We start from the raw sequence: 21140 nt of genomic DNA, 5'->3' as shown, positions 1-21140 counted from the left end.
GAAGCCCCGCCGCCCGCATCGTTACGCTGAGCACATGACCCGGCCGCGACGCATCACACCGAGCCAGGCGGTCTCCGCGCTGCGGAGGATCCCCGCCACCCTGACCATGGTGGGGCTGATCCTCCTCGTCGGCGTCGCATCCCGAGGGCTGTGGATGCCGTTCGAGGATGCCGATCTCTTCGAGGCCGTCGCCTACGGGCTGCCGAACCTCTCCGACGGCAGGTGGTGGACGCCGGTCACCGGAACGTTCTTCATCGGCCAGCCGTGGGTCTATGCGATCACGATCGCCAGCTTCTGGGGCATGGGCTACCTCGAGTTCCGTCGAGGCTCGCGCGTGGCCCTCGCCTACTTCTGGGTCGGCCAGCTCTTCGCCGTCCTCGCCACGGCCCTCACGCTGCTGCTCCTGTCGCAGGCCCCCTGGGCCTGGGCGCAGACGCAGGCCCAGTCGCTCGACGTCGGAGCGTCCGGTGGCACGATGGCCTGCATCGCCGCGGCCGTGGGCCTGTTCCGGGCGCCGTGGCGCGTGCGCGGCTGGCTCGTGCTCCTGGGCTTCGTCTTCGTCATGATGCTGTTCTGGGGTGCGGTCGACGATCTGGAGCACCTGCTCGCCGTGCTGCTGATCCTCGTCACGGACCGTTCGCTGCGGGTCCGCAGGACGACCGTGCGGGAGCAGCGCCTGATCGCCGTGATCGCCGTGATCGCGCTCACCGCGGCCGAGATCATCACGATCCTCCTCCCCACCGACGGGCCGTTCGGCCCGACCGAACCGGTGTCCGGCGGTGTCGTCGACGTGGCGATCGATGTCGCGGTCGTCCTCCTCATCGTGCGTGGGCTCCGCCGGGGTCGCCGCTGGAGCTGGGTGCTCGCGATCATCCTCGGTGCGCTCAACGTGCTGGGCGGGGTCCTCGTCCTGACGCTCATCATGCTCACCAGCGCCGCGGAGCTCGAGTCCGTCATCTACGGCGAGACCGAGCTGTCGCTCGCGAGCGCGTTCCTCTGGCTGCTCGTGCTGATCTACCTGATCGTGGTGCGGCGCGCGTTCCGGGCGAAGAGGTCGTCGAAGCTCGGCATCCAGCCCGCCCCGACCCTCGCCGACCTGCTGCGGACGCTGCGCGCCCACGGCGGCGGCACCCTCTCCTGGATGACGACGTGGGAGGGCAACAGCTACGCCGGGACGACCGGCGGCATCGTCGCCTATCAACGACGGGGCGGAGTGGCCCTGGCGCTCGCCGATCCGATCGGCCCCGCCGAGACGCGCGCCGCGGCGGTGGAGGAGTTCATCTACACCGCCGAGAACGCGGGGCTCGTGCCGTGCTTCTTCAGCGCCGACGACGCGACCCGCGCCGCCGTGCCCGACACCTGGCGCAGTCTGGTCGTCGCCGACGACACGATCGTCGACCTGCCCGGCCTGTCGTTCACCGGCAAGCGCTGGAACTCCGTGCGCACCTCACTCAACAAGGCCGGCCGCGAGGAGATGACCTTCCGCCTCACGCACCTGAAGTCGGAGCCGTGGGGCGTGCAGCAGCAGCTCCGCGCGATCTCCGAGGCGTGGGTCGGCGACAAGGACCTCCCCGAGATGCGCTTCACCCTCGGCACCCTGGAAGAGGCGGAGGCGCACGAGGTGCGGCTCGCGCTCGCCGTCGCACCGAACGGAGACGTCGACGGCTTCCTCTCCTGGCTGCCGATCTACGGCGAGGGCGGCGTCGTGCGCGGGTGGACGCTCGATCTCATGCGGCGCAGGGAGGGCGGATTCGGCCCCGTCATGGAGTACCTGATCGGCTCGTCCGCGAAGCAGTTCTCCGAGGAGGGCTGCGAGATCATGTCGCTCTCCGGGGCCCCGCTCGCCCACGACTACCCGCCGGACGCCGGCATGATCGCGGCGCTGAGCGACCGCCTCGCCGAGGCGCTCGAGCCGGTCTACGGCTTCGGGTCGCTGCACCGCTTCAAGCAGAAGTTCCACCCGCGTTACGAGACGATGTACCTGCTGTTCCGCGACGAGAGCGACCTCGCCGCGATCGGCGGGGCGCTGACGAGGGCGTTCCTGCCCGACGCGACGCTGCGGCAGTTCGCCGGAGCCGGTCTGGAGCTCGTGCGCGGGCCCCGCGACTGAACGCGCTCAGCCGTCGCGAGGCGGCCGACGCAGGTGCTTGGGGTGCGAGGGCCGGGCGGGCCGACCGAGGCCTCAGCCGTCGCGCGGAGGCTTGCGCAGCTGCTTCACGTCGGTGCGGCGCTGCTTCTCCTTCAGCCGGCGCTCCTTCGCGCCGCGACTCGGCTTCGTGGGTCGGCGCGGCGGGGCGGGCGGGCGCAGGGCCTCGGCGACGACCGACGCGAGACGCTCGCGCGCGGCATCCCGGTTGCGAAGCTGGGCGCGGTGCTCGGATGCCGCGATCGTCAGCACCCCTCCGACCAGCCGGCCGCTGAGCCGGTCGAGCACGCGTTCCCGCTGGACCGGCGACAGCGCAGCGGAAGCCGCGGCATCCCACACCAGCTCCACGCGGGAGTCTGCGGTGTTGACGCCCTGGCCGCCGGGTCCCGACGACCGCGAGAACCGCCACGACAGCTCGGACTCGGGGATCGTGACGCCCGCGGTGACCCGCAGTCCGGGGCGATGGGGAGAGGGCATGCATCCATCATCTCCGACCGGCGGAGATCTCACCCCGCACATGTTGTTCATTTTTATATCACTTTCAACTAAACTGAACATTCGCAACTATTGAACGGGAGAGGTGGACGTGGACACCCGATCGGCCACGGCTCTGAGCCGTCGACTGCTGGATCTCGGCGTCAGCGTGTCCAGCGGCTATTCGAGCAGCCCTGTGGAAGACCTCGAACCCGGCATCCCCGAGCGTGCGACGATCACGCGGGGCCGCAATGCGTCGGATATGACGCTCCTCTACTCGCCGTCGATGACGCTCACCGAACTGGGGCGGTACGGACTCGAGAGCATCGGCGGTCACATCCTTCTCCTCGGCGAGCGGATCAACGAGCGGAGCGCGGAGACTCTCCGGCGGATCGGCGCCAACTTCCTGGACGAAGCGGGCAACGCGTTCATCTCGTTCGAGAACGTCCACATCGATGTCCGAGGGCGACGGGCGGAGACGAAGCGACACGAGCGGTCGTCGAGTCTCGGCGCCGCCAACCTGTTCAGCACGAAGCGCTCCCAGGTGATCTTCGCGCTGCTCGCGTGGCCGGAGCTGAGGACTGCGACGCTGCGCCGCGTCGCCGCGAGAGCGGGGGTCTCCCTGGGACAGGCACAGAAGACGCTCAACGAACTGCACGAAGCCGGGTATCTCGCGGATGACGGCGAGCTGAGCCTCGGACGCCAGGACGAGCTCCTGGATCGATGGGCCGCAGCGTTCCCCACAGGACTCGGCAGCCCGCAGCGCACTCGCATGTTCACCGGGGACATCGGCTCTCTCGAGGCCCCTCCCGGAGTCTCGGCCCTCTTGAGCGGAGAGTCGGCCGTCTCGCACCGGATACGCCCGGAGACCCTCACGGTCTACGTCGACGACGACTCCGTCAATCGCCTGATCGCAAAGAACCGGTGGCGGACCGATCGCCGCCCGAACATCTTCGTGCGGACGCTGTTCTGGGAGGACCCCGAGGCGATCTCGGAGGGCATCGGCATCGCGCCACCGGTGCTCGTGTACGCCGACCTCCTCGCGAGCGGGGACGGACGGCAGGCGGAGGTCGCCCGATCGCTGAGGCAGGGCGATGCGTGATCTCTCGAAGGGCGATCCCCGCCTCCTCGATGACGTCGACATGGTCGTCGGCGAGCTCCGCGCCCGAATCGGGATCGTCGATGATCGGCTGATGCTCGTGGGAGCGAGATGCCGGGACGTTCTGCACTCCGCGCTCGGCTACGAGGCCGAGATCGGCGTCACCGATGACACCGATCTCGCCATCGCCCTCACGGACTGGCAGACATACGACAGGATCGCGGCGACCTTCGAGAGCAGGGGCGATTCCGGGATCTGCTTCCTGGTGGACGGCATCAAGGTCGACATCATGCCGTTCGGCTCGGTGGAGGACCCGAAAGGCCAGGTGACGCCTCGAGCACGAGGAGAGGACATGGTCGTGTTCGGTTTCGAGGACGTCTTCTCGCGCTCGCGGGAGCTCTCCCTCCCGACCGCGGGGAGGATTCGCATCCCGACGATCGCCGGCTACACCGCCCTGAAGCTGCGGGCGTGGATCGACCGGGCGGCGTACGGCCAGAACAAGGACGGCAAGGACCTCGCGGCCGCGATCTTCTGGTACGGCGAGTCTCCCGATGTCCATGAGCGCCTCTTCGACACCGACGACGGGCTGGCGCTGCTCGAGCGGCTCGACTGGGATCGTGATCTCGGGTCGGCCTTCCTGCTCGGAGTCGACGTTCGCGAGGAGCTCAGCACCGCGAACGGAGTCGACCTCTCCGCGCGATGGAGGGCCACCGACCGCGACCTCCTCTCGCGGTCGCTCACGCTTCCATCGGGTTACGACTGGTCGGCGGAACGTCCGCGACGACTCGCCCTGATCGACAGCGTCCTCTCGGGCCTCACCCTGGGGCTCGAGGACCAGTCAGCCGCATAGGCGCGGCGGCGTGACACCACGCGAGCGCTCTGCCGTGCTCTCCGCTTCAGAACTCCGGAGAACCGGACCGAGACCGCGACGGAACCGGCTGACCACCGCTGCCCCGGCGCGTTTCTCCGGAGTTCTGGAGCGCGTTCCGCTCAGACCGCGGCGTCGACGGCCGCATCCGCGGCGGCCGGAGCGGCGACGGGATCCCCGGCCGCGGGCACCCCTGCCCCGGGATCCCCGGCCGCGGCGGTGCCCTTCGGGGCCGTCTTCGCCGTGTTCGCGATGTGGGCGCGCCCGAGGACGATCGCGGCGACGATCATGAGCACGACGCCCAGCCAGTACGGGGCGGCGTGGCTGACACCGGCGTAGAGGGCGGCGGCGATGAGGGGCGCGACCGTGCTCATCGCGGCGTTCAGCGACTGCGTCGCCCCGCCCAGCCAGCCCTGCTCGTCGTCACCCACGGCGTTCGACATCGCGCCGTCCATCGCGGCCTGCGATGCGCCCTGACCTGCGGCGAGGAGGAGCGCTCCGACGATGAACACCCACGGCTGCGCGAGCACGGAGGCCACGATCGCGAGGGCGGCGAGACCGACAGCCTGCGCCACGATGCCGCTGACGATCACCCCGCGCTCTCCCATGCGCGGCAGCAGGATGCCGAGCAGCACGCCCTGGATGAGGATGTCGATGATGCCGACCGCGGCCGTCAGCAGACCGATCTGGGTGGGCCCCCACTGGATCGAGTCCAGCGCGAGAACGCTGAAGTTGTTGACGAAGAACCCGAACGGAAGGGCGAGGATGCCGAAGCCGATCATGAGTCCGCGGAGCTCCTTGCGGCCGAACGCGTCCGTGAACACCGCGAACGGCTGGACGTCCTTGGCGGAGATCGCGGAGATCCGGTTCTCCGGCCTGAGGCTCTCGGGGAGCAGGAAGATGCTGAGGATCGCGATGGTGAGGGCGACCGCCGCGGTGAGGAAGACGGGGAGGCGCAGGTCGATCGCGGCGAGGAGGCCGCCGATGGCCGGCCCGATCATCATGCCGATGCCGGAGAGGGCGCCCAGCAGGCCGAAGCGCTGGGCGCGCTTCTCGGGCGGCGTGATGTCGGCGAGGTAGGCGAAGAGCGCGGGCATGTCGCCGGCGGTCAGCCCCTGGATGACACGGGCGAGCACGAGCACCCAGATCGCTCCGCCGATGCCGAACAGGGTCATCGAGAAGGCGGCGCCGAACGCGGCCGCGATGATCACGGGGCGTCGGCCGAAGCGGTCGGAGAGGCGCCCGAGGAAGGGGGCGACGAGGAAGGCGCAGAGTCCGTTGATCGCCTCGAGGACGCCGACCCAGATCGCGAGGTCCTTCTCGTTCGAGACGTACTCCAGCACCACGAAGGGCAGGACGGGGAGGACGACGGTCATCCCGATGACGGTCAGCATCGTCAGGACGACGAGCATGACCCAGGCGCGGTTGCCGACGCGACCGGTCGAATTGAGTGAAGTCATACCGAAAGTGTATCGATACCAGTTTCGGTGTCAAGCCACTTATGAGTCCGGTCCGCGATAGAGTGGTCGGCATGACGAGCACCGAGCCGATGGGTCGACGCGAGCGGAAGAAGGCGGCGACCCGCAAGAACATCTCCGACGTCGCGACGAAGATGTTCCTCGATCGCGGCTTCGACAACGTCAGCATCCGCGAGATCGCCGACGCCGCCGATGCCTCCCCCACCACCGTCTTCGCGCACTTCCCGCAGAAGGAGGCGCTGGTCTTCGACGAAGACGACGAGCAGCGCGACCGGCTCGTCAGCGCCGTGCGCGGACGCGCAGACGGCATCTCGATCAACCGGGCGCTCCATGACTTCTACTCCACCGACGTCCGCACCAACGTCGATGAGCACGGCGACGACGTCACCCGGATCTTCATGGCGTTCCTGAACGAGACGCCGGTGCTCCGCGAGTACGCGGCTCGAATGTGGCTCCGCCACGAGGACGCCCTGTCGGACGCGATCGCCGACGAGCTCGGACTCGACGCGCCGACTGCCGAGATCAGGGTCTACTCCCGCTTCGTCCTGCAGATGCTGCTGCTCGTCAACGACGCCGACGATCAGCTCGGCACGCTCGACGCCGGGTTCGCGATCCTGGAGAGCGGATGGTCGCCGGTCGAGGCGCGGTTGGCGAGCGCGCGCACCGACGCACGATGAACGCCTATCGGCGGGACGACTGGGAGGCGAGCCCTGAGCTTCCGTCGACCGTCGTCGCGCCGTACCTGATGGGGACGGGGGTCGTCACCGGAGAGGACACCGGAACCCGCCCGCTCTCCCCTCCGCACTCCCACGCCGACGCGATGCTCGCGTGGTGCTACCGCGGCACCGTGTGGGTGCACCTGCAGGACGCGATGTGGCGCCTCGCCCCTGGTCAGGGCGTGTGGATCCCCGCGCGGACGCCGCACACGGCGCACCACGAGCGGGACTCCGTCGGGTGCTACACGTACCTGCCCGCGACATCCGCGATCGCGCCGATCGACGACGTCACCCGGGTGCTCGTGCCGCGCGCCGTCCAGGAGATGCTGCTGCACCTCGGCATCAACGACATGCCCACCGATCTGCGCGTGCGCATCCAGGGCACGCTCATCGAGATGCTGCAGCAGCCGGCGCCTGAGGCGCTCGACGGCTGGGGCGAGGTCCCGCTGCCCGCCGACGAGCGCGTGCGCGCCCTGGTGCAGGCGGTGCTGGACGATCCGGGCGACCCGCGCAGCGCGGGTGAGCTGTTCCTCGCGCACGGCCTGCACGAGCGCACGGTCCTGCGCATCTTCCAGAACGACGTCGGCATGACGTTCGGCCGGTGGCGCACCGGCGTGCGGATGACCCTCGGCGCCCGCCTGATCGTCGACGGCACCCCCATCGGAGCCGCGGCCCACCGGTGCGGCTACGCCACGACGAGCGCGTTCTCCGCGAGCTTCAAGGAGCGGTTCGGACTCACCCCGCGTCAGCACGTCGCTCGCGTGCAGGCCGACTCGGCGCACCACCTCTACTGGCGCTGACCCTCGCGCCCATCCGACGCGTTCTGTCCGTATAGCGACACAAGTCGTCCATCGATCGACACTGGCCGTGTTCTCGGCGTTCTAGCATCGTTCTGTTAGGGCATGCTTACCTAACTTCTTGCCGCGTCGACGCGGCGCTCCCCTCCCCATCTCTCTGAAGGAGAACCATGTCGCACGCTCTCGCGCGCCCGAAGATCCGGCGAGGCTCCGCGCTCGTCGCCGCGGCCATCGCCGCCGCCCTCACCCTGGCCGGGTGCTCGACCACCGGAGAAGGCGCGGAGTCCGCCTCGTCGTCGACGTCCACCGACGGCGTGGTCATCGAGCACGGACACGGCAAGACCGTGATCCCCGAGAAGCCCCAGCGTGTGGTCGCCCTCGGCTGGATGACGCCCGACATCGTCGCCGCACTCGGCACCAACCCGGTCGGCATCGAAGAGGTGTGGGGCGCCGGCGAGAGCGGCTACCAGCCCTGGTTCGAGGAGTTCGTCACCGAGGAGTACGGCGAGACCCCCGAGATCATCCCGTTCACCGAGGACGGCCCCAACTACGAGGCGATCAAGGCTCTCAAGCCCGACCTGATCCTCAGCTTGTACTCGGGCGTGAGCGACATCGAGTACGAGCGGCTGAGCGAGATCGCGCCCACCGTGCCCTACATCGAAGGCCCCTGGAACCCCGGCACCTGGGAGGGCATGACCCGCACCGTCGGCAAGGCGCTGTCGGAGGACGCCAAGGCCGAGGAGCTGATCGCCGAGACCGAGGAGCAGATCAGCACGCTCGCCGGCGAGCACCCCGAGTTCCAGGACAAGACCTTCGTCTGGGGCCTGACCCTGAACGAGGGCGGCACCGACCTCGGCGTCTACCTGGAGTACGACCCCCGCGTGCGCATCACCGAGGCGCTCGGCTTCACCTCCACCTCGGCCATGGACAGCTTCCTCGCGAGCGCCGAGGGCGACAACTGGTACACCGGCGTCAGCCTGGAGAAGCTCTACGACGTGCAGGCCGACCTGTTCGCCGCGTGGGGCGGCAGCGCGGCCGAGGGCGAGTACACGGTCGAGAACAAGGTCGTCTCGCGCTGGAACCCCATCGCGAACGGCTCCTACGTGATCTACGCGGATGCCGCCGAGGCCTCCGCGATCAGCGCTCCGACCGTGCTGTCGCTGAAGTACATCCTCCCGAAGTACGTCGACGACCTCGCAGCCGCGCTGCAGGGCGAGCCGACCATCGCAGGAGAGTGACGCGAGAGATGTCCCTGGCGACGGAAGACGGCACGGACGTCTCGAACTCAGATGCGGGGGGCCGTGCAGACGGCTCCCCGCACCGCGGCACGACACTCGTCCTGGGGCTGATCGTCTCGGCGGTGGTGCTGGTGATCGTGACCATCGCCTCGCTGGCGATCGGCAATCGCGCGATCGACCCCGTCACGGTGCTGCAGTCCCTCTTCGCCTACGACGATGACAACGCGCTGCACCTCATGGTGATGGAGCTGCGGGTCCCCCGCACACTGCTCGGCATCGTCGTCGGGGCCGCCCTGGCCGTGTGCGGCGGTCTCATCCAGGCCTTCACCCGCAATCCGCTGGCCGACCCCGGCATCCTGGGCGTGAACGCCGGGGCATCCTTCGCCGTCACCTTCGCGGTGGGCGTGCTGGGACTGACCACCCCTGGCGCCTATGTGCCCTTCGCCCTGGCCGGCGCATTCGTGCTCACCATCCTCGTGTACGCGCTGGGCTCGTTCGGCGCGTCCGGCGCGACGCCCATGAAGCTGACGCTCGCCGGGGTCGCGCTCGGCGCGGCGTTCACAGGCCTCACGACCGCCATCGTGCTGCGCGATCTGGGCACCCTCCAGGTCATGCGCTTCTGGGGCGTCGGCTCGATCGGCGGACGCACCCTCGACCAGCTCGCCTGGGCGGCGCCCCTCATCGTCGCCGGTCTCCTGATCGGGCTGCTCTGCGCGCGTTCCCTGAACGCGCTGGCGCTCGGCGACGATCTCGCCCAGGCGCTCGGCGCCCGCGTGCAGGTCACCCGTGTACTGGTGATCATCGCGGTCACCCTGCTGGCCGGAACGAGCGTCGCCGCTGCCGGCCCCATCGCGTTCGTCGGACTGATGATCCCCCACATCGTCCGCTGGTTCACGGGCCCTGACCAGCGCTGGGTGCTGACCTACTCGATGATCATCGGCCCGTCGTTCCTGCTGTTCGCCGACATCCTGGGCCGCATCGTGCTCCCCAGCGGCGAGCTCCGCGTCGGGATCGTCACCGCGCTGCTGGGCGCCCCGCTCCTGATCGCGCTCGTACGCCGCAAGCGGGTGAGCGGACTGTGAGCATCGATCAGCACCCCACCGTCCCCACCACCACGGCAGCCCACGACGGCACGGAGTTCACGCCCGTCGACCACGGACGCCGGCAGATCCGGATCGAGACAGCGCGCATCGCGACACTCATCCCGGTGCGCTCGATCGTGGTCTGCGTGGTGCTGGCCGTCGTCATCGTCGCCGCAGGTCTCGCGTCCATGACGATCGGTGCGTACGAGGTCGACTTCGGCTTGGTCGTCCGCGCCATCGTCGACCCGTCCTCCGACCCCGACATCCGCCAGGTCGTCTTCGAGTGGCGGCTGCCGCGCGTGCTGTTCGCCGTGCTCTGCGGTGCAGCCCTCGCTCTCGCCGGCGGCATCTTCCAGTCGCTCACGCGCAATCCGCTCGGTTCGCCCGACATCATCGGCTTCGGCATCGGCGCGCAGTTCGGCGTGACGCTCATGATGGTGGTGCTGGAGCTCAACACCTACATGTTCAAAGCCGTGGGTGCGCTGATCGGCGGCCTGATCACGGCGCTGCTCGTGTACGTGCTCGCGAACAAGAACACCCTGTCGTCATTCCGCCTGATCATCGTCGGCATCGGCGTCTCTGCCGGACTCGGATCGCTCACCTCCTGGATCCTCATCTCGGTGAGCGTCGAGAAGGCGATGATGGCCGCGACCTGGGGTGCCGGCTCGCTCGCCTCGCTCGGGTTCGACCAGCTGATCCCCGCCTCGATCGTGTTCGCGATCGTCACCCTGCTGTCGCTGCCGCTGAACCGCACGCTGCCGGTGCTCGAGATGGGCGACGACGCGGCCACCGCGCTGGGCATCAGCCCCGGTCGCACCCGGCTCGCGGCGATGGTGTTCGGCGTCGCCCTGGTCGCCCTGGTCACCGCGGCCGCCGGCCCCATCTCGTTCATCGCGCTCGCGGCTCCGCAGATCTCGCAGCGCCTCACCCGTTCGAACACCCCGATGGGTACCGTCCCCGTGATGCTCACCGGCGCCGCCCTCGTCGTGGTCTCCGACGCGGTCGCCCAGCTCGTCGCCGTCCCCGTCGGCGTGGTGACGGTCTCGATCGGCGGACTCTATCTCGCCTGGCTGCTGGCCGCCCAGTACGCGCGCCGCACCTGAAAGGAACACCCATGACCGCTTCGCTGCTGGCCCGCGACATCACGCTGGGCTACGGGGAGACACCGATCATCTCCGATCTGTCGCTGGAGGTGCCGGACGACTCGTTCACGATCATCATCGGACCGAACGCGTGCGGCAAGTCGACCCTGCTGCGCGGGTTCGCCCGGCTGCTGCGCCCGACCACCGGCGCCGTGCTGCTCGACGGTGCAGAACTGCGCTCCCTCAAGCCGAAGGAGGCGGCGCGCAAACTGGGGCTCCTCCCCCAGTCGTCCATCGCCCCCGACGGGATCACGGTCGCCGACCTCGTCGGACGAGGACGGTTCCCGCACCAGAGCGCTCTGCGCACCTGGAGCAGCACCGATGAGCGGGCGGTCTCCGAGGCGATGGCGGCCACAGGGGTGACCGATCTGTCCCGCCGTCTGGTCGACGAACTCTCGGGCGGTCAGCGGCAGCGCGTCTGGGTGGCGATGGCCCTCGCCCAGCAGACGAAGCACCTGCTGCTCGACGAGCCGACGACCTTCCTCGACATCGCGCACCAGATCGATCTGATGGAGCTGTTCGCGGATCTGCACCGCAACGGCACCACCCTGGTGGCCGTGCTGCACGACCTCAACCACGCCGCGCGCTACGCGACCCACCTCGTGGCGATGCGCGACGGGGCCATCGTGGCGCAGGGCGACCCGCGCGAGATCATCACCGCCGAGCTCGTGCAGGCCGTGTACGACCTGCCCTGCCGGGTCATCACCGACCCGGTCTCGGGCACCCCGCTGGTGCTCCCGCTCGGTCGGCGGACGCCGTGACGAACACTCCGCGGAGACTCTTCGGGATCGCGCTGAAGGCGGAGGGGCGCGGTATCGCCCTGTCCGCGGCGACGGCACTGCTCATCGTGCACGCGCTGGCGGAGGCCACGATCCCCGTCATCATCGGCGCGACCATCGACCGGGCAGTGCTCCCCGCCGACCCGGCGGCGCTCGCGCTGTGGATCGGCGTGCTGGTGGCGACGTTCCTGGTGCTGACCGTGAGCTACCAGTCGGCATCCCGCCTGATGGTCTCGATCTACGGCTACGGCGAGCAGGCACTGCGCCACCTCACCCTGTCGCGGATGCTGCGCCCCCGCCTGTCCCGCCGGGCGGTGACGCCGGGCGAGGCCTTGACCTTCGTCACCTCCGACACGTACCGCGTGGCCGGTGTGGCCTGGTCGGTGGCGCAGCAGTGCTCCGCGATCGCCGCGATCCTCGGCGCCGGGCTGGCGATGCTGGTGATCTCGCCGGTCGCGACTCTCGTCGTGTTCGGCTCCACGATCGCGATGATGTTCGTGATGCAGGTCGTGTCGCGCCCGCTCGAGCGCCGCGGCTTCGCCGAGCAGCACGCGGCCACCGAGGCCGGGGCCGTCGCCGCCGACTTCATGAGCGGTTTCCGCGTGCTCGTGGGCATCGGCGCCCGCGAGGAGGCCGTGCGGCGCTACGTCGCCGCGAGCGACGCCTCCCGTCGCGCCGCGACCGCCGCCGGTCGATCCCTCGCCTCGTACGAGGCCGTCAGCACCACGCTGGCCGCGGTCGCGACGACCGCGCTCGCGGGCATGTCGGCGTGGTTCGCGGCGGAGGGCCGCATCAGCATCGGCGAGCTGGTCACCGTGCTCGGCCTCGCCCAGTTCATCAGCGGCTACCTCGCCTACGCCGGGTCGTTCCCCTCGAACTGGATCCACAAGCTCGCCTCGGCCAAGCGACTCGCCGAGGTCATCGACGCCGACGACCTGCTCGGGGCCCCGATCGCGCGCGAGGGCCGTCGGGGTTCGGCGGATGACGTCGTGCTGGCCTTCCGCCCCGGCGACTCCCCCGACTCGCTCGTCGAGGTGAGGGAGGGCGAGCTGCTCGGCATCCGCCCCGCCGACAGCGACACCGCTCGCTCGCTCTCGCGTCTCCTCGGCCTGCGCACACCGCCCGAGCACGGGCGGGTGCAGCTCGCCATCGACGGCGAGCGGCGGGACCTGACGGAGTGGGATCCGATCGAGTACCGCCGCCGCGTCGTCGCCCCACCGCACGGGCAGACGATCGTGAGCGGCACCCTGCGCGAGGCCGTGCGCGGACACGGCATCGACGGCTCGCCGCATCCCGCGCTCGTCGACATGGCGGCGCTGCAGGACACCGTCGCTCAGGTCGGCGGCTGGGAGTCGCAGGTGGGCGAGGCCGGTCGACGGCTCTCGGGCGGACAGCGGCAGCGCATCGGGATCGCGCGGGCGCTGCACGCGGAGGCCGACGTGCTCGTGCTGGACGAGCCGACCTCGGCGGTGGATGCCGTCACCGAGGCGCACATCGCCCGCGCCCTCGCGGCGCACACCGACACCGTCATCGTGATCAGCACGTCCCCCGTGCTGCTCGGCGCCTGCGACAGGGTCATCGACATCCCCTCACACGGATCGGATGCGCCGCATGAGTGACGCCATCGACACCACCACCCCCCTGCTTCCGATCGCCTCCGGCGCCCGCGTGCGCGCCGCGGTCGGAGCGCTGCTGCGACAGCATTCGGCCAGGGCAGCCGGCGTCGCCGTGCTGTTCCTCGCGGCATCCGCTCTGGGCATCGTGATGCCCGCGTGTCTCGGGCGCATCGTCGATGCCGTGTCATCCGACGCGGGCGTCGCGACCATCGCGGGCTGGGTCGTCGGAGCCGGCGCCGGCGCGATCGGCGCCGCCCTCGTGATGCTGTGGGCGGTGCGGGTGCTCACCGGACTGGTGCAGGACATGCTGGCCAGCTTTCGTGAAGACGTGTTCACCTCGGCCATGCGCCTGCCGGTGGGTGCTGTGGACGACGGCGAGAGCGCCGACCTGCTCTCGCGCGTCACCGGCGACGTGGACGCCGTGGCGGAGGCCGGCGGGAACGTCGCACCGACCCTGCTGTCTGCCGCCTTCGCGATCGCCGTCTCGGTGGCCGCTCTGACCGCGCTCGACCCCTGGCTCGCGCTCGCGGGCATCGCCTCCGCACCGTTCTACGTGCTCGGCACCCTGGCGTTCCTGCGCAGGTCGCGCGTCGTGTTCCGTGAGGTGCGCGTGCGCGAAGCCGCGCGCAGCCAGGCCGTGCTCGACGCGGTCGAGGGCATCGACACGCTCACCGCGTTCAACGAGCAGGAGCACGCTCTCGCCCGCGTGTCAGAGCGGGCCGAGGCGTCGATCCGGATGCAGATCGAGGGGGTGCGTGTGACGAACCGCCTGTTCCGGTGGATCAACGGAGGGGAGCTCGTCGGACTGGCCGCGATCCTCGGCACCGGCTTCCTGCTGCACTCCGGCGGCGCGATCACCGTCGGCATGGTCACCACCGCCGCCCTGCTCTTCCACCGCCTGTTCGGCCCGGTCGGTCAGTTGATCTTCGGTCTCGACGACATCCAGCGCGCGGCGATCGGGCTCGCGCGCCTCGTGGGCGCCATCGACCTCGCCCCTGCGGCCTCGGGTGCGCGGGTCGAGGAATCGGCCGCGGCGCCGACGACATCCGCCGGCATCGAGGTGCGCGACGTGACGTTCCACTACCCCACCACCGGTCGCGGCATCAGCGACGTGACCCTGCACGTCTCACCGGGCACGACCGCCGCGCTGGTCGGCACCTCAGGGTCGGGCAAGAGCACGCTCGCCCGGGTGATCGCCGGTCATCACCCGCCAACCTCGGGCAGCGTGCACCTGGCCTCGACCACGGATGAGCCGTACTACCTGTCGCAGGAGCTGCACCGGTTCCGCGGCACGATCGCCGACAACCTCACGCTGGTCGCCCCGGACGCGACTCCTGACCAGATGGTCGCCGCACTGCAGGCGGTCGGAGCGGAGTGGGCGGTCGACGAACTGAACCGGGAGCCGGACGACGCGGACCCATCGGATGAGCTCGCCGTACCGATGGACGAGGGGCGCATCCAGCAGCTCGCCGTCGCGCGGGCGTTCCTGGCCGACCCCTCCATCGTGATCCTCGACGAGGCGACCGCCGACGTCGGACTGCATCACCGCGACGCGGTGGAGGACGCCATCGCCGCACTGCGCAGGGGCCGCACCGCGCTGCTCATCGCGCATCGACTACAGCAGGCCGTCACGGCCGAGCAGATCGTCGTGTTCGCCGACGGGCGCACGACGCAGCGCGGCACGCACGAGGAGCTCCTCGCCGCCGACGGCCTCTACCGCGACTCCTGGCTCGCCCAGACCGCGCACGCCCCGACCGCCCCCACCCACTCCCCCACCCCGAACGAAGAGACGGAGACTCCGTGAACATCCACCGCGGCATCGTCAGCAGCACGGCCACCCTCACCCCGAACCTGGTGCGCATCACCCTCGGCGGCGAGGGCGTCGCCGACTTCCTCAGCACCGGCATCGGCGACGAGTACGTGCGCGTGTTCTTCCCGCACGGCGAAGACCCCACCGACGTCTCGCTGCCCGTGCCTGCGGGCGACTGGTGGGAGACGCCGGAGGGAGCGCCGGAGGCTCCGATGCGCACGTACACGATCAGCGGCGTGCGCCCGGATGCCGGCGAGCTCGACATCGACTTCGTCATCCACGAGGCGGGGGTCGCCGGGCCCTGGGCGGCGCGCGCCGAACCCGGCCACGTCCTCGGGCTGAACGCGCCGACCGGCCTGTACGCGCCCCCGGCCGACATCACCTGGCAGGTGCTCGTGGCCGACCTCACCGGACTCCCCGCCGTCGCCCGCATCGCCGCTGCGGCGCCCGAGGGCGTGCGCACCCGGGTCGTGCTCGAGGTGCCCACCGCGCAGGATCAGGTCGCGTTCGAGGTCGGCGCCGACGTCGAGGTCACCTGGGTCGTCGGCGGCAACGGCCACGGGCCCAGCGCGCTCGGTCAGCTGGTGCGCGGCATCGTCGACGACCGCCTCGCCCTCGACGAGGGATACGTCTGGGTGGCCGGCGAGACGGTCGCCCTGCGCGATGTGCGCAAGTACCTGCGCAAGGAGCTCGGGCTGCCCGCGACGCGCTTCAAGGTCGTCGGCTACTGGACCCCGATCGCCGCGTGGGACGAGAAGTTCGCCGCGCTGCCCGAGTCGGTGCAGAAGGAGCTCGACGCGATCTGGGCCGAGATCGACGACGATGAGCCGGAGGACGTGCAGGTGCGGTTCGAGGAGAGGCTCGACCAGCTCGGGCTCTGACGTCCGCTCTCGATGAGCGGGACGTGCGACGTGGACGCGACGGCGGGAGTCGAACCCGCCACGCTGCCGGTTATGAGCCGGAGCCCGGGACCGCCCGGATCGCCGCGATGATGACCTCGACGCTACCCGGCGGATCCGCGGATGACCAGGCTCGTTGCCTGGGATAACGCTATGAGTCCGGCGATGACGGCGACGGGCGTCAGGCGATGCCAGGGACCGGAGCGTCGAGGGCGCGCAGCATCCGTTCCAGCGCCTCGCGCAGTTCTGCACGCTCCGGCTCGGGGAACGTGGTCGCGTACTCGACGCCCTCCGGGATCCACAGCAGCGCGTACATGGCATCGCGCCAGTCGCCGCCGCCGAACGGCCAGCGAGTGCGGTCGGCGCCCTCCGCCGTCGCCCCCTGAGACCAGACGCCGAAGCGCTCCTGCATCTCGGCGAGAGGGAGTTCCATGACGGCATCGGCCTCGACCCTCTGCGGAGACCACGACGATGCCACGAGGATGCGTTCCTCGATCTCCTCGCGGGTGATCAGCCTCCTGGCGAACAGCACGCGCGTGTGATCGACCGTCTCGATGCGGTCGACGCGGAAGGTGCGCCAGTCGTCTCGGTCGAGATCCCAGCACAGCAGGAACCACTTGCGGCCGGACGGCGCCAGCGCGTGCGGCTCGACCCGACGGATGCTCTCGGCGCCGGCCCCGTCGATGTACCGCAGCCGGAGCCGCTCTGTATCCCTGGTGGCGAGCGCGATCTCGCCGAGCACCTCTGGCGACACGACCGGCGCGTCTCCGATGCGCGGAGGCTGCACGGACTCGGCGAGCGCGTTCACCCTTCGGCGCAGCGCCGACGGCAGCACCTGCTCGAGCTTGGCCAGTGCGGTGAGAGTGACCTCGGCTCCTCCGACGAGCTGCTGCGTCGCGGCGACCCGCAGACCGATCGCCATCGTCACCGCCTCGTCATCCGTGAGCAGCAGCGGTGGCACGGCGCTCCCCGCCTCCAGCCGGTACCCGCCCGCAGCGCCGGGCGTCGACTCCACGCGGTAGCCGAGCTCCCTCAGCCTGTCGACGTCGCGCCGCACGGTGCGCTGGGTGACGCCGAGCCTGCTCGCAAGCTCGGTGCCCGGCCAGTGCCGGTGCGTCTGCAGCAGATTGAGCAGGGCGAGTGCGCGGGAGGTCGTATCGGACATGTCTCAAGATTCGCAGATATTGCGGACAGAATCTGTCCTGGTTGGTTTCTACCTTCGAGGTATGGCAACTGAACCCATCATCGAAACCGAGGGCCTGACCAAGGTCTTCACCGTCAAGAAGACGTCGGTCGACGCGGTCACCGACCTCTCCTTCACCGCGGCGCGCGGAGAACTCGTCGCGTTCCTCGGACCGAACGGAGCCGGGAAGTCGACGAGCCTGCGGATGCTCACGACGCTGATCCCGCCGACATCCGGCACGGCACGGGTGGTCGGCCACGACATCCGTACGGATGCCGCCGGCGTCCGCGCCCGGATCGGCTACGTCGGCCAGCTCACGAGCGGGAGCTTCTCGCAGCGGGTGCGCGATGAGCTCCTCAGTCAGGGAGCGTTCTACGGGATGTCGAAGCGCGACAGCGCGCGCCGGGCCGACGAGCTCATCGACTCCCTCGATCTCGGCTCCTTCGCCGCCCGCACCGTGCAGCAGCTCAGCGGCGGGCAGAAGCGCCGCCTCGACATCGCCCTCGGACTCATGCACGCCCCGCCGCTGATCTTCCTCGACGAGCCGTCGACAGGCCTCGACCCGCAGAGCAGGGCCAACCTCTGGGAGCACATCCTCGACCTCCGCACCCAGCACGGCACGACGGTGTTCCTCACCACGCACTATCTCGAAGAGGCTGATCGCTACGCCGAGCGCGTCATGGTGATGGACAAGGGCCGCATCATCGCCGACGACGACGCCGCCGCGCTCAAGGCGACGCTGGCCGGGGATGTCCTCACCTTCGGCTTCGCCGATGACGCGGTCGCAGCGAGCGCTCGTGCCGTGATCTCCCGGCTCAGCCCCGCCGAGGTCACGGTCGACGCGGACTCCGTGTCTCTCGCCGTTCCGGACGGGGACCTCCTGCTCCCCGTGATCGTCCGCGAGCTGGATGCCGCCGGCATCCAGGTGCGCAGAGCGACCGGCGTGCCGCCCACGCTCGACGACGTGTTCCTCGCCCTGACCGGCCGCACCCTGCGGGACGCAGGCGAGGGGGCCGCAGACGCGGCATCCGATTCCGAAGCCCCCAGCGAAACCACCCGGACGGGAGTCCTCTCATGACCACCATCGAGACCCTCGTGCGCCCGAACCTCGCCAGGGACACGAAGAACGTCCTCGCTCGCGAGCTCAGGCCCGTCGTACGAGATCCGTTCACGCTGATCTTCAGCCTGCTCCAGCCGCTCGTGTTCCTCGGGCTGTTCGCGCCGCTGCTGATCGGCGGCTCCGGTCGACCTGCCGGCGAGACGCTGGCGTGGTTCGTGCCTGGCGTGCTCGTCATGATCGTCCTGTTCGGCACCGGCGCGACCGGCTCGAATCTGCAGTACGAGATGATGACCGGCTCGCACGAGCGCACTCTCGTCGCCCCTCTCGCCCGGTCGTCGCTGTTGATCGGCCGTGCGCTCAAGGAGGTCGCCCCGATCGTCGTGCAGTCGATCGTGATCGTCCTGATCGCCTGGCCCTTCGGATTCGCGATCGACCTGCCCGGCCTCCTCATCGGGCTGGCCCTGCTCGCGGTGTTCGGCGTGGGGCTCGGCTCGCTCTCCTACTCGCTGGCTCTGGCCACGAAGGATCGAGAGTGGCTGTTCTGGGGTGTGCAGCAGGCCCTGATCTTCCCGCTGCTGATCCTGTCGGGCATGCTCCTGCCGCTCGACGACGGACCCGCATGGATGCGCGCCGTGGCCTCGGTGAACCCCGTGAACTGGGTCGTGCAGGCCGAGCGCGCGCTGTTCGCCGGAGACCTCGGCGACATCACTGTGCTGTGGGGCTGGGTCGCGGCGGCCGCGGTCGCGGTGGTCGGACTCGCTGTCGGCATCCGGTCGATCCGCCGCAGCAGCTGATCGATCGGTCAGAGGCCTCCCTCTGATGAGGGAGGCCTCTGGTCCGCCGACCCGCCGGCGATCGCGCCGATCAGCCGCTGCAGGCGGAAAGCCCTTCGATGAGCACCGCATGCCGCCGGGCGCCGTCGTTCGGTCCGCGCAGGAGGCGCGAGATCCGTCCTCCGTCGCCCTGGCCCATCGGGCGGATGCCGATCGTCATGAGCAGCAGGACGATCCGGTCGCGTCTCCGGTGGAGCAGACCCCGGTCGCCGGCAGCGTGAGAGCGACCTGTGCGGCCGAGGGGAGGTCTCCGTCGAGCCATGCGGTGACGGAGCGGACCTGCTCGTAACCGGTGGCGAGGAGGAACGTCGGCGCCCGCCCGTAGGACTTCATCCCGACGACGAAGAACCCCGGCTCGGGATGCGTGAGCTCTCGGAACCCGTGCGGTTCGACCGTCCCGCAGGAGTGGACGTTCGGATCGATCAGCGGGGCCAGCCGCTTCGGCGCCTCGACGATGTCATCCAGCTCGAGGCGGATCTCGCGGAGCATGTCCAGGTCGGGACGGAACCCGGTCGCGTTGACGACCAGATCCGCCTCCACCATCCCCGGCTCTCCGCGGCGCGTGCCGACGATTCGGATCCCGTCACCGGAGGGTTCGAGACCGGAGATCTCGAACGAGTCGACCACCGCGACGGCTCCGGACGCGACAAGTCGGTCGGTACGGGTGCCGAGCTTCGCACGATCGGGCAGCTCGTCATCCGGCGAGGACGACACCCTGATCGCGGAAGGGTTCCGGATCACCCACGTCACCTGCGTCCCCGGCTCATCGCGAACCAGCTTGCCGAGGGCGATGAGGGTGTTCGCCGCCGAATGCCCGGCCCCGACGACCACCGTATGCCGACCGGCGAACCGCTCCCGATCCGCCCCGAGGACATCCGGCAGGGCATGCAGCACCCGGTCGGCGACCCTGTCGAACCCGAGCGGGATGAGGCCGGAGGAGGCGAGGGGGTTCGGGGTCGAGTAGGTGCCGGACGCATCGATCACCGCCCGCGCCGTCTGCTCCTCGACCTGACCGTCTGCACGCTGGATGCGCAGCAGGAACGGGGCCTGCGCGCGCCCGGCCGTCCGGGTGCGGTCCATGCCCTCCCTCGACACCGCGATCACACGGGAGGCGAACCGGATCCGCGATCCGATCTCGGGAAGCCCCGCGAGAGGTACCAGGTAGTCGTCGACGAGCTCCTGCCCGGTCGGCGCGCGCCCCTCCGTGGGCATCGCCCATCCCGATGCCTCCAGCAGTCGCCGCGACGCGGGATCGACCAGGTGGCGCCACGGGGAGAACAGGCGGGTGTGCCCCCAGCGCTGAACGGACGCGGCCACCCGCTCCCCTGCCTCGAGGATCATGAAGTCGATGCCGCGCTCGGCGAGGTTCGCCGCGGCCGCGAGGCCGATCGGGCCGGCGCCGATGACCACGACCGGCAACGTCGAGAGCCGGTCGGAAGCGACCGTCCGGGGAGTGAGATCGAGCAGCGTCACCATCAGGATCCTCCATATATCGATGAATGTCGATGCAAGTATGGGCGTATCTATCGATGACTGTCAATATCGATTAGTATCGATACATGGTCCAGCTGCTCGAGGTCACCGATGTCTCCGCCGGCACCACCTGCTGCGCTCCGCTCGTGAAGGAACCGCTCGGACAGCATGACGCGGAGCATCTCGCCGCCCGCCTGAAGGCCCTCGCAGATCCGGCCCGACTGCGGCTGCTGTCGATCGTCGCCTCCAGCACCGACCAGGAGGCGTGCGTCTGCGACCTCATCGACCCGGTCGGCCTGTCCCAGCCGACGGTCTCCCATCACCTCAAGGTGCTCACCACCGCCGGGTTCCTGACTCGCTCCCAGCGGGGCACCTGGGCGTACTACCGTCTCGTGCCGGATGCTCTGACCTCGGTGTCCGCGGTGCTCGTCGACGCGTGACTCCCGC

Annotated in this window: 20 protein-coding genes and 1 tRNA gene; 15 read left to right on the top strand and 6 right to left on the bottom strand. The window is 70.0% G+C overall.

Annotated features, from left to right (window positions below):
• The first annotated feature begins 34 nt into the window (after positions 1-34).
• Entirely contained in the window at positions 35-2110 is a 2076-nt protein-coding gene (locus tag LC438_RS04275) for a bifunctional lysylphosphatidylglycerol flippase/synthetase MprF (RefSeq protein ID WP_223585954.1), read from the top strand.
• A 72-nt stretch (positions 2111-2182) separates the two neighbouring features.
• Here the strand turns inward: LC438_RS04275 and arfB are convergent, their stop codons facing one another.
• The gene (gene arfB / locus LC438_RS04270) at positions 2183-2623 is read right to left on the bottom strand and encodes an alternative ribosome rescue aminoacyl-tRNA hydrolase ArfB (RefSeq protein WP_105677308.1); all 441 of its coding nucleotides are present in this window, start codon (positions 2621-2623) and stop codon (positions 2183-2185) included.
• 109 nt (positions 2624-2732) lie between these two features.
• Here arfB and LC438_RS04265 point away from each other — a divergent pair, with 109 nt between their 5' ends.
• Both LC438_RS04265 and LC438_RS04260 read left to right on the top strand, forming a co-directional pair.
• On the top strand, positions 2733-3722 hold the full coding sequence (locus LC438_RS04265) for a type IV toxin-antitoxin system AbiEi family antitoxin (protein WP_223585953.1): 990 nt from the start codon (positions 2733-2735) through the stop codon (positions 3720-3722).
• Positions 3715-4569, top strand: a complete 855-nt coding sequence (locus LC438_RS04260) for a hypothetical protein (RefSeq protein WP_223585952.1) — start codon at positions 3715-3717, stop codon at positions 4567-4569. Before LC438_RS04265 ends, LC438_RS04260 begins: the two co-directional genes overlap by 8 nt.
• 140 nt (positions 4570-4709) lie before the next feature.
• Here LC438_RS04260 and LC438_RS04255 read toward each other — a convergent pair whose 3' ends face one another.
• The gene (locus tag LC438_RS04255) at positions 4710-6047 is read right to left on the bottom strand and encodes an MFS transporter (RefSeq protein WP_223585951.1); all 1338 of its coding nucleotides are present in this window, start codon (positions 6045-6047) and stop codon (positions 4710-4712) included.
• A gap of 71 nt (positions 6048-6118) precedes the next feature.
• Here LC438_RS04255 and LC438_RS04250 point away from each other — a divergent pair, with 71 nt between their 5' ends.
• From LC438_RS04250 to LC438_RS04210, 9 genes are all read left to right on the top strand, one after another.
• Complete coding sequence (locus tag LC438_RS04250; RefSeq protein WP_223585950.1) at positions 6119-6742, top strand: TetR/AcrR family transcriptional regulator; 624 nt, start codon at positions 6119-6121, stop codon at positions 6740-6742.
• The gene (locus LC438_RS04245) at positions 6739-7581 is read left to right on the top strand and encodes an AraC family transcriptional regulator (protein ID WP_223585949.1); all 843 of its coding nucleotides are present in this window, start codon (positions 6739-6741) and stop codon (positions 7579-7581) included. Before LC438_RS04250 ends, LC438_RS04245 begins: the two co-directional genes overlap by 4 nt.
• A gap of 167 nt (positions 7582-7748) precedes the next feature.
• Positions 7749-8816 carry an ABC transporter substrate-binding protein gene (locus tag LC438_RS04240; RefSeq protein ID WP_223585948.1) on the top strand — a complete coding sequence of 356 codons (1068 nt, stop codon included), beginning with the start codon at positions 7749-7751 and terminating at the stop codon, positions 8814-8816.
• Between the two features lie 8 nt (positions 8817-8824).
• Positions 8825-9898, top strand: a complete 1074-nt coding sequence (locus LC438_RS04235) for an iron ABC transporter permease (RefSeq protein WP_223585947.1) — start codon at positions 8825-8827, stop codon at positions 9896-9898.
• Positions 9895-11001 carry an iron chelate uptake ABC transporter family permease subunit gene (locus tag LC438_RS04230; protein ID WP_223585946.1) on the top strand — a complete coding sequence of 369 codons (1107 nt, stop codon included), beginning with the start codon at positions 9895-9897 and terminating at the stop codon, positions 10999-11001. The genes LC438_RS04235 and LC438_RS04230 overlap by 4 nt, the downstream gene beginning before the upstream one ends.
• An 11-nt stretch (positions 11002-11012) precedes the next feature.
• Positions 11013-11801 carry an ABC transporter ATP-binding protein gene (locus LC438_RS04225; RefSeq protein ID WP_223585945.1) on the top strand — a complete coding sequence of 263 codons (789 nt, stop codon included), beginning with the start codon at positions 11013-11015 and terminating at the stop codon, positions 11799-11801.
• Complete coding sequence (locus LC438_RS04220) at positions 11798-13438, top strand: ABC transporter ATP-binding protein (RefSeq protein WP_223585944.1); 1641 nt, start codon at positions 11798-11800, stop codon at positions 13436-13438. The genes LC438_RS04225 and LC438_RS04220 overlap by 4 nt, the downstream gene beginning before the upstream one ends.
• Positions 13431-15239, top strand: a complete 1809-nt coding sequence (locus tag LC438_RS04215) for an ABC transporter ATP-binding protein (RefSeq protein ID WP_223585943.1) — start codon at positions 13431-13433, stop codon at positions 15237-15239. The genes LC438_RS04220 and LC438_RS04215 overlap by 8 nt, the downstream gene beginning before the upstream one ends.
• A complete protein-coding gene (locus LC438_RS04210; RefSeq protein ID WP_223585942.1) occupies positions 15236-16126 on the top strand; it encodes a siderophore-interacting protein in 891 nt (296 codons plus the stop codon). The genes LC438_RS04215 and LC438_RS04210 overlap by 4 nt, the downstream gene beginning before the upstream one ends.
• A 31-nt stretch (positions 16127-16157) precedes the next feature.
• On the opposite strand, the gene LC438_RS04205 is transcribed toward LC438_RS04210, so the two are convergent.
• Positions 16158-16233, bottom strand: a tRNA-Met gene (locus tag LC438_RS04205).
• A gap of 92 nt (positions 16234-16325) precedes the next feature.
• Positions 16326-17309 (bottom strand): YafY family protein, encoded by a 984-nt coding sequence (locus LC438_RS04200; RefSeq protein WP_105672794.1) that lies wholly within the window; start codon positions 17307-17309, stop codon positions 16326-16328.
• Between the two features lie 61 nt (positions 17310-17370).
• Here LC438_RS04200 and LC438_RS04195 point away from each other — a divergent pair, with 61 nt between their 5' ends.
• Together LC438_RS04195 and LC438_RS04190 are read left to right on the top strand one after the other, a co-directional pair.
• Positions 17371-18405 (top strand): ATP-binding cassette domain-containing protein, encoded by a 1035-nt coding sequence (locus LC438_RS04195; protein ID WP_223585941.1) that lies wholly within the window; start codon positions 17371-17373, stop codon positions 18403-18405.
• A complete protein-coding gene (locus LC438_RS04190) occupies positions 18402-19181 on the top strand; it encodes an ABC transporter permease (RefSeq protein ID WP_105672796.1) in 780 nt (259 codons plus the stop codon). The genes LC438_RS04195 and LC438_RS04190 overlap by 4 nt, the downstream gene beginning before the upstream one ends.
• Positions 19182-19251: 70 nt before the next feature.
• Here the strand turns inward: LC438_RS04190 and LC438_RS18445 are convergent, their stop codons facing one another.
• Both LC438_RS18445 and LC438_RS04185 read right to left on the bottom strand, forming a co-directional pair.
• Positions 19252-19380, bottom strand: coding sequence for a hypothetical protein (locus LC438_RS18445; RefSeq protein ID WP_258132452.1), 129 nt, complete (start codon positions 19378-19380; stop codon positions 19252-19254).
• Positions 19377-20696, bottom strand: a complete 1320-nt coding sequence (locus LC438_RS04185; RefSeq protein WP_223585940.1) for an FAD-dependent oxidoreductase — start codon at positions 20694-20696, stop codon at positions 19377-19379. The genes LC438_RS18445 and LC438_RS04185 overlap by 4 nt, the downstream gene beginning before the upstream one ends.
• An 83-nt stretch (positions 20697-20779) precedes the next feature.
• Here LC438_RS04185 and LC438_RS04180 point away from each other — a divergent pair, with 83 nt between their 5' ends.
• Positions 20780-21133 carry a metalloregulator ArsR/SmtB family transcription factor gene (locus tag LC438_RS04180; RefSeq protein WP_105672797.1) on the top strand — a complete coding sequence of 118 codons (354 nt, stop codon included), beginning with the start codon at positions 20780-20782 and terminating at the stop codon, positions 21131-21133.
• Positions 21134-21140 lie beyond the last annotated feature (7 nt).

Origin of the sequence: Microbacterium sp. OVT16B (assembly GCF_019969705.1) — a bacterium.
GTDB classification, from domain to species: Bacteria; Actinomycetota; Actinomycetes; order Actinomycetales; family Microbacteriaceae; genus Microbacterium; species Microbacterium natoriense.
This window is presented reverse-complemented; position numbering and strand designations above follow the sequence as displayed.

Coding starts and splice junctions, on each gene's coding strand:
- LC438_RS04275 (WP_223585954.1), top strand. CDS start 35: ATGACCCGGCCGCGACGCATCACACCGAGCCAGGCGGTCTCCGCGCTG.
- arfB (WP_105677308.1), bottom strand. CDS start 2,623: ATGCCCTCTCCCCATCGCCCCGGACTGCGGGTCACCGCGGGCGTCACG.
- LC438_RS04260 (WP_223585952.1), top strand. CDS start 3,715: ATGCGTGATCTCTCGAAGGGCGATCCCCGCCTCCTCGATGACGTCGAC.
- LC438_RS04255 (WP_223585951.1), bottom strand. CDS start 6,047: ATGACTTCACTCAATTCGACCGGTCGCGTCGGCAACCGCGCCTGGGTC.
- LC438_RS04250 (WP_223585950.1), top strand. CDS start 6,119: ATGACGAGCACCGAGCCGATGGGTCGACGCGAGCGGAAGAAGGCGGCG.
- LC438_RS04245 (WP_223585949.1), top strand. CDS start 6,739: ATGAACGCCTATCGGCGGGACGACTGGGAGGCGAGCCCTGAGCTTCCG.
- LC438_RS04240 (WP_223585948.1), top strand. CDS start 7,749: ATGTCGCACGCTCTCGCGCGCCCGAAGATCCGGCGAGGCTCCGCGCTC.
- LC438_RS04235 (WP_223585947.1), top strand. CDS start 8,825: ATGTCCCTGGCGACGGAAGACGGCACGGACGTCTCGAACTCAGATGCG.
- LC438_RS04225 (WP_223585945.1), top strand. CDS start 11,013: ATGACCGCTTCGCTGCTGGCCCGCGACATCACGCTGGGCTACGGGGAG.
- LC438_RS04215 (WP_223585943.1), top strand. CDS start 13,431: ATGAGTGACGCCATCGACACCACCACCCCCCTGCTTCCGATCGCCTCC.
- LC438_RS04200 (WP_105672794.1), bottom strand. CDS start 17,309: ATGTCCGATACGACCTCCCGCGCACTCGCCCTGCTCAATCTGCTGCAG.
- LC438_RS04195 (WP_223585941.1), top strand. CDS start 17,371: ATGGCAACTGAACCCATCATCGAAACCGAGGGCCTGACCAAGGTCTTC.
- LC438_RS04190 (WP_105672796.1), top strand. CDS start 18,402: ATGACCACCATCGAGACCCTCGTGCGCCCGAACCTCGCCAGGGACACG.
- LC438_RS18445 (WP_258132452.1), bottom strand. CDS start 19,380: ATGACGATCGGCATCCGCCCGATGGGCCAGGGCGACGGAGGACGGATC.
- LC438_RS04185 (WP_223585940.1), bottom strand. CDS start 20,696: ATGGTGACGCTGCTCGATCTCACTCCCCGGACGGTCGCTTCCGACCGG.
- LC438_RS04180 (WP_105672797.1), top strand. CDS start 20,780: ATGGTCCAGCTGCTCGAGGTCACCGATGTCTCCGCCGGCACCACCTGC.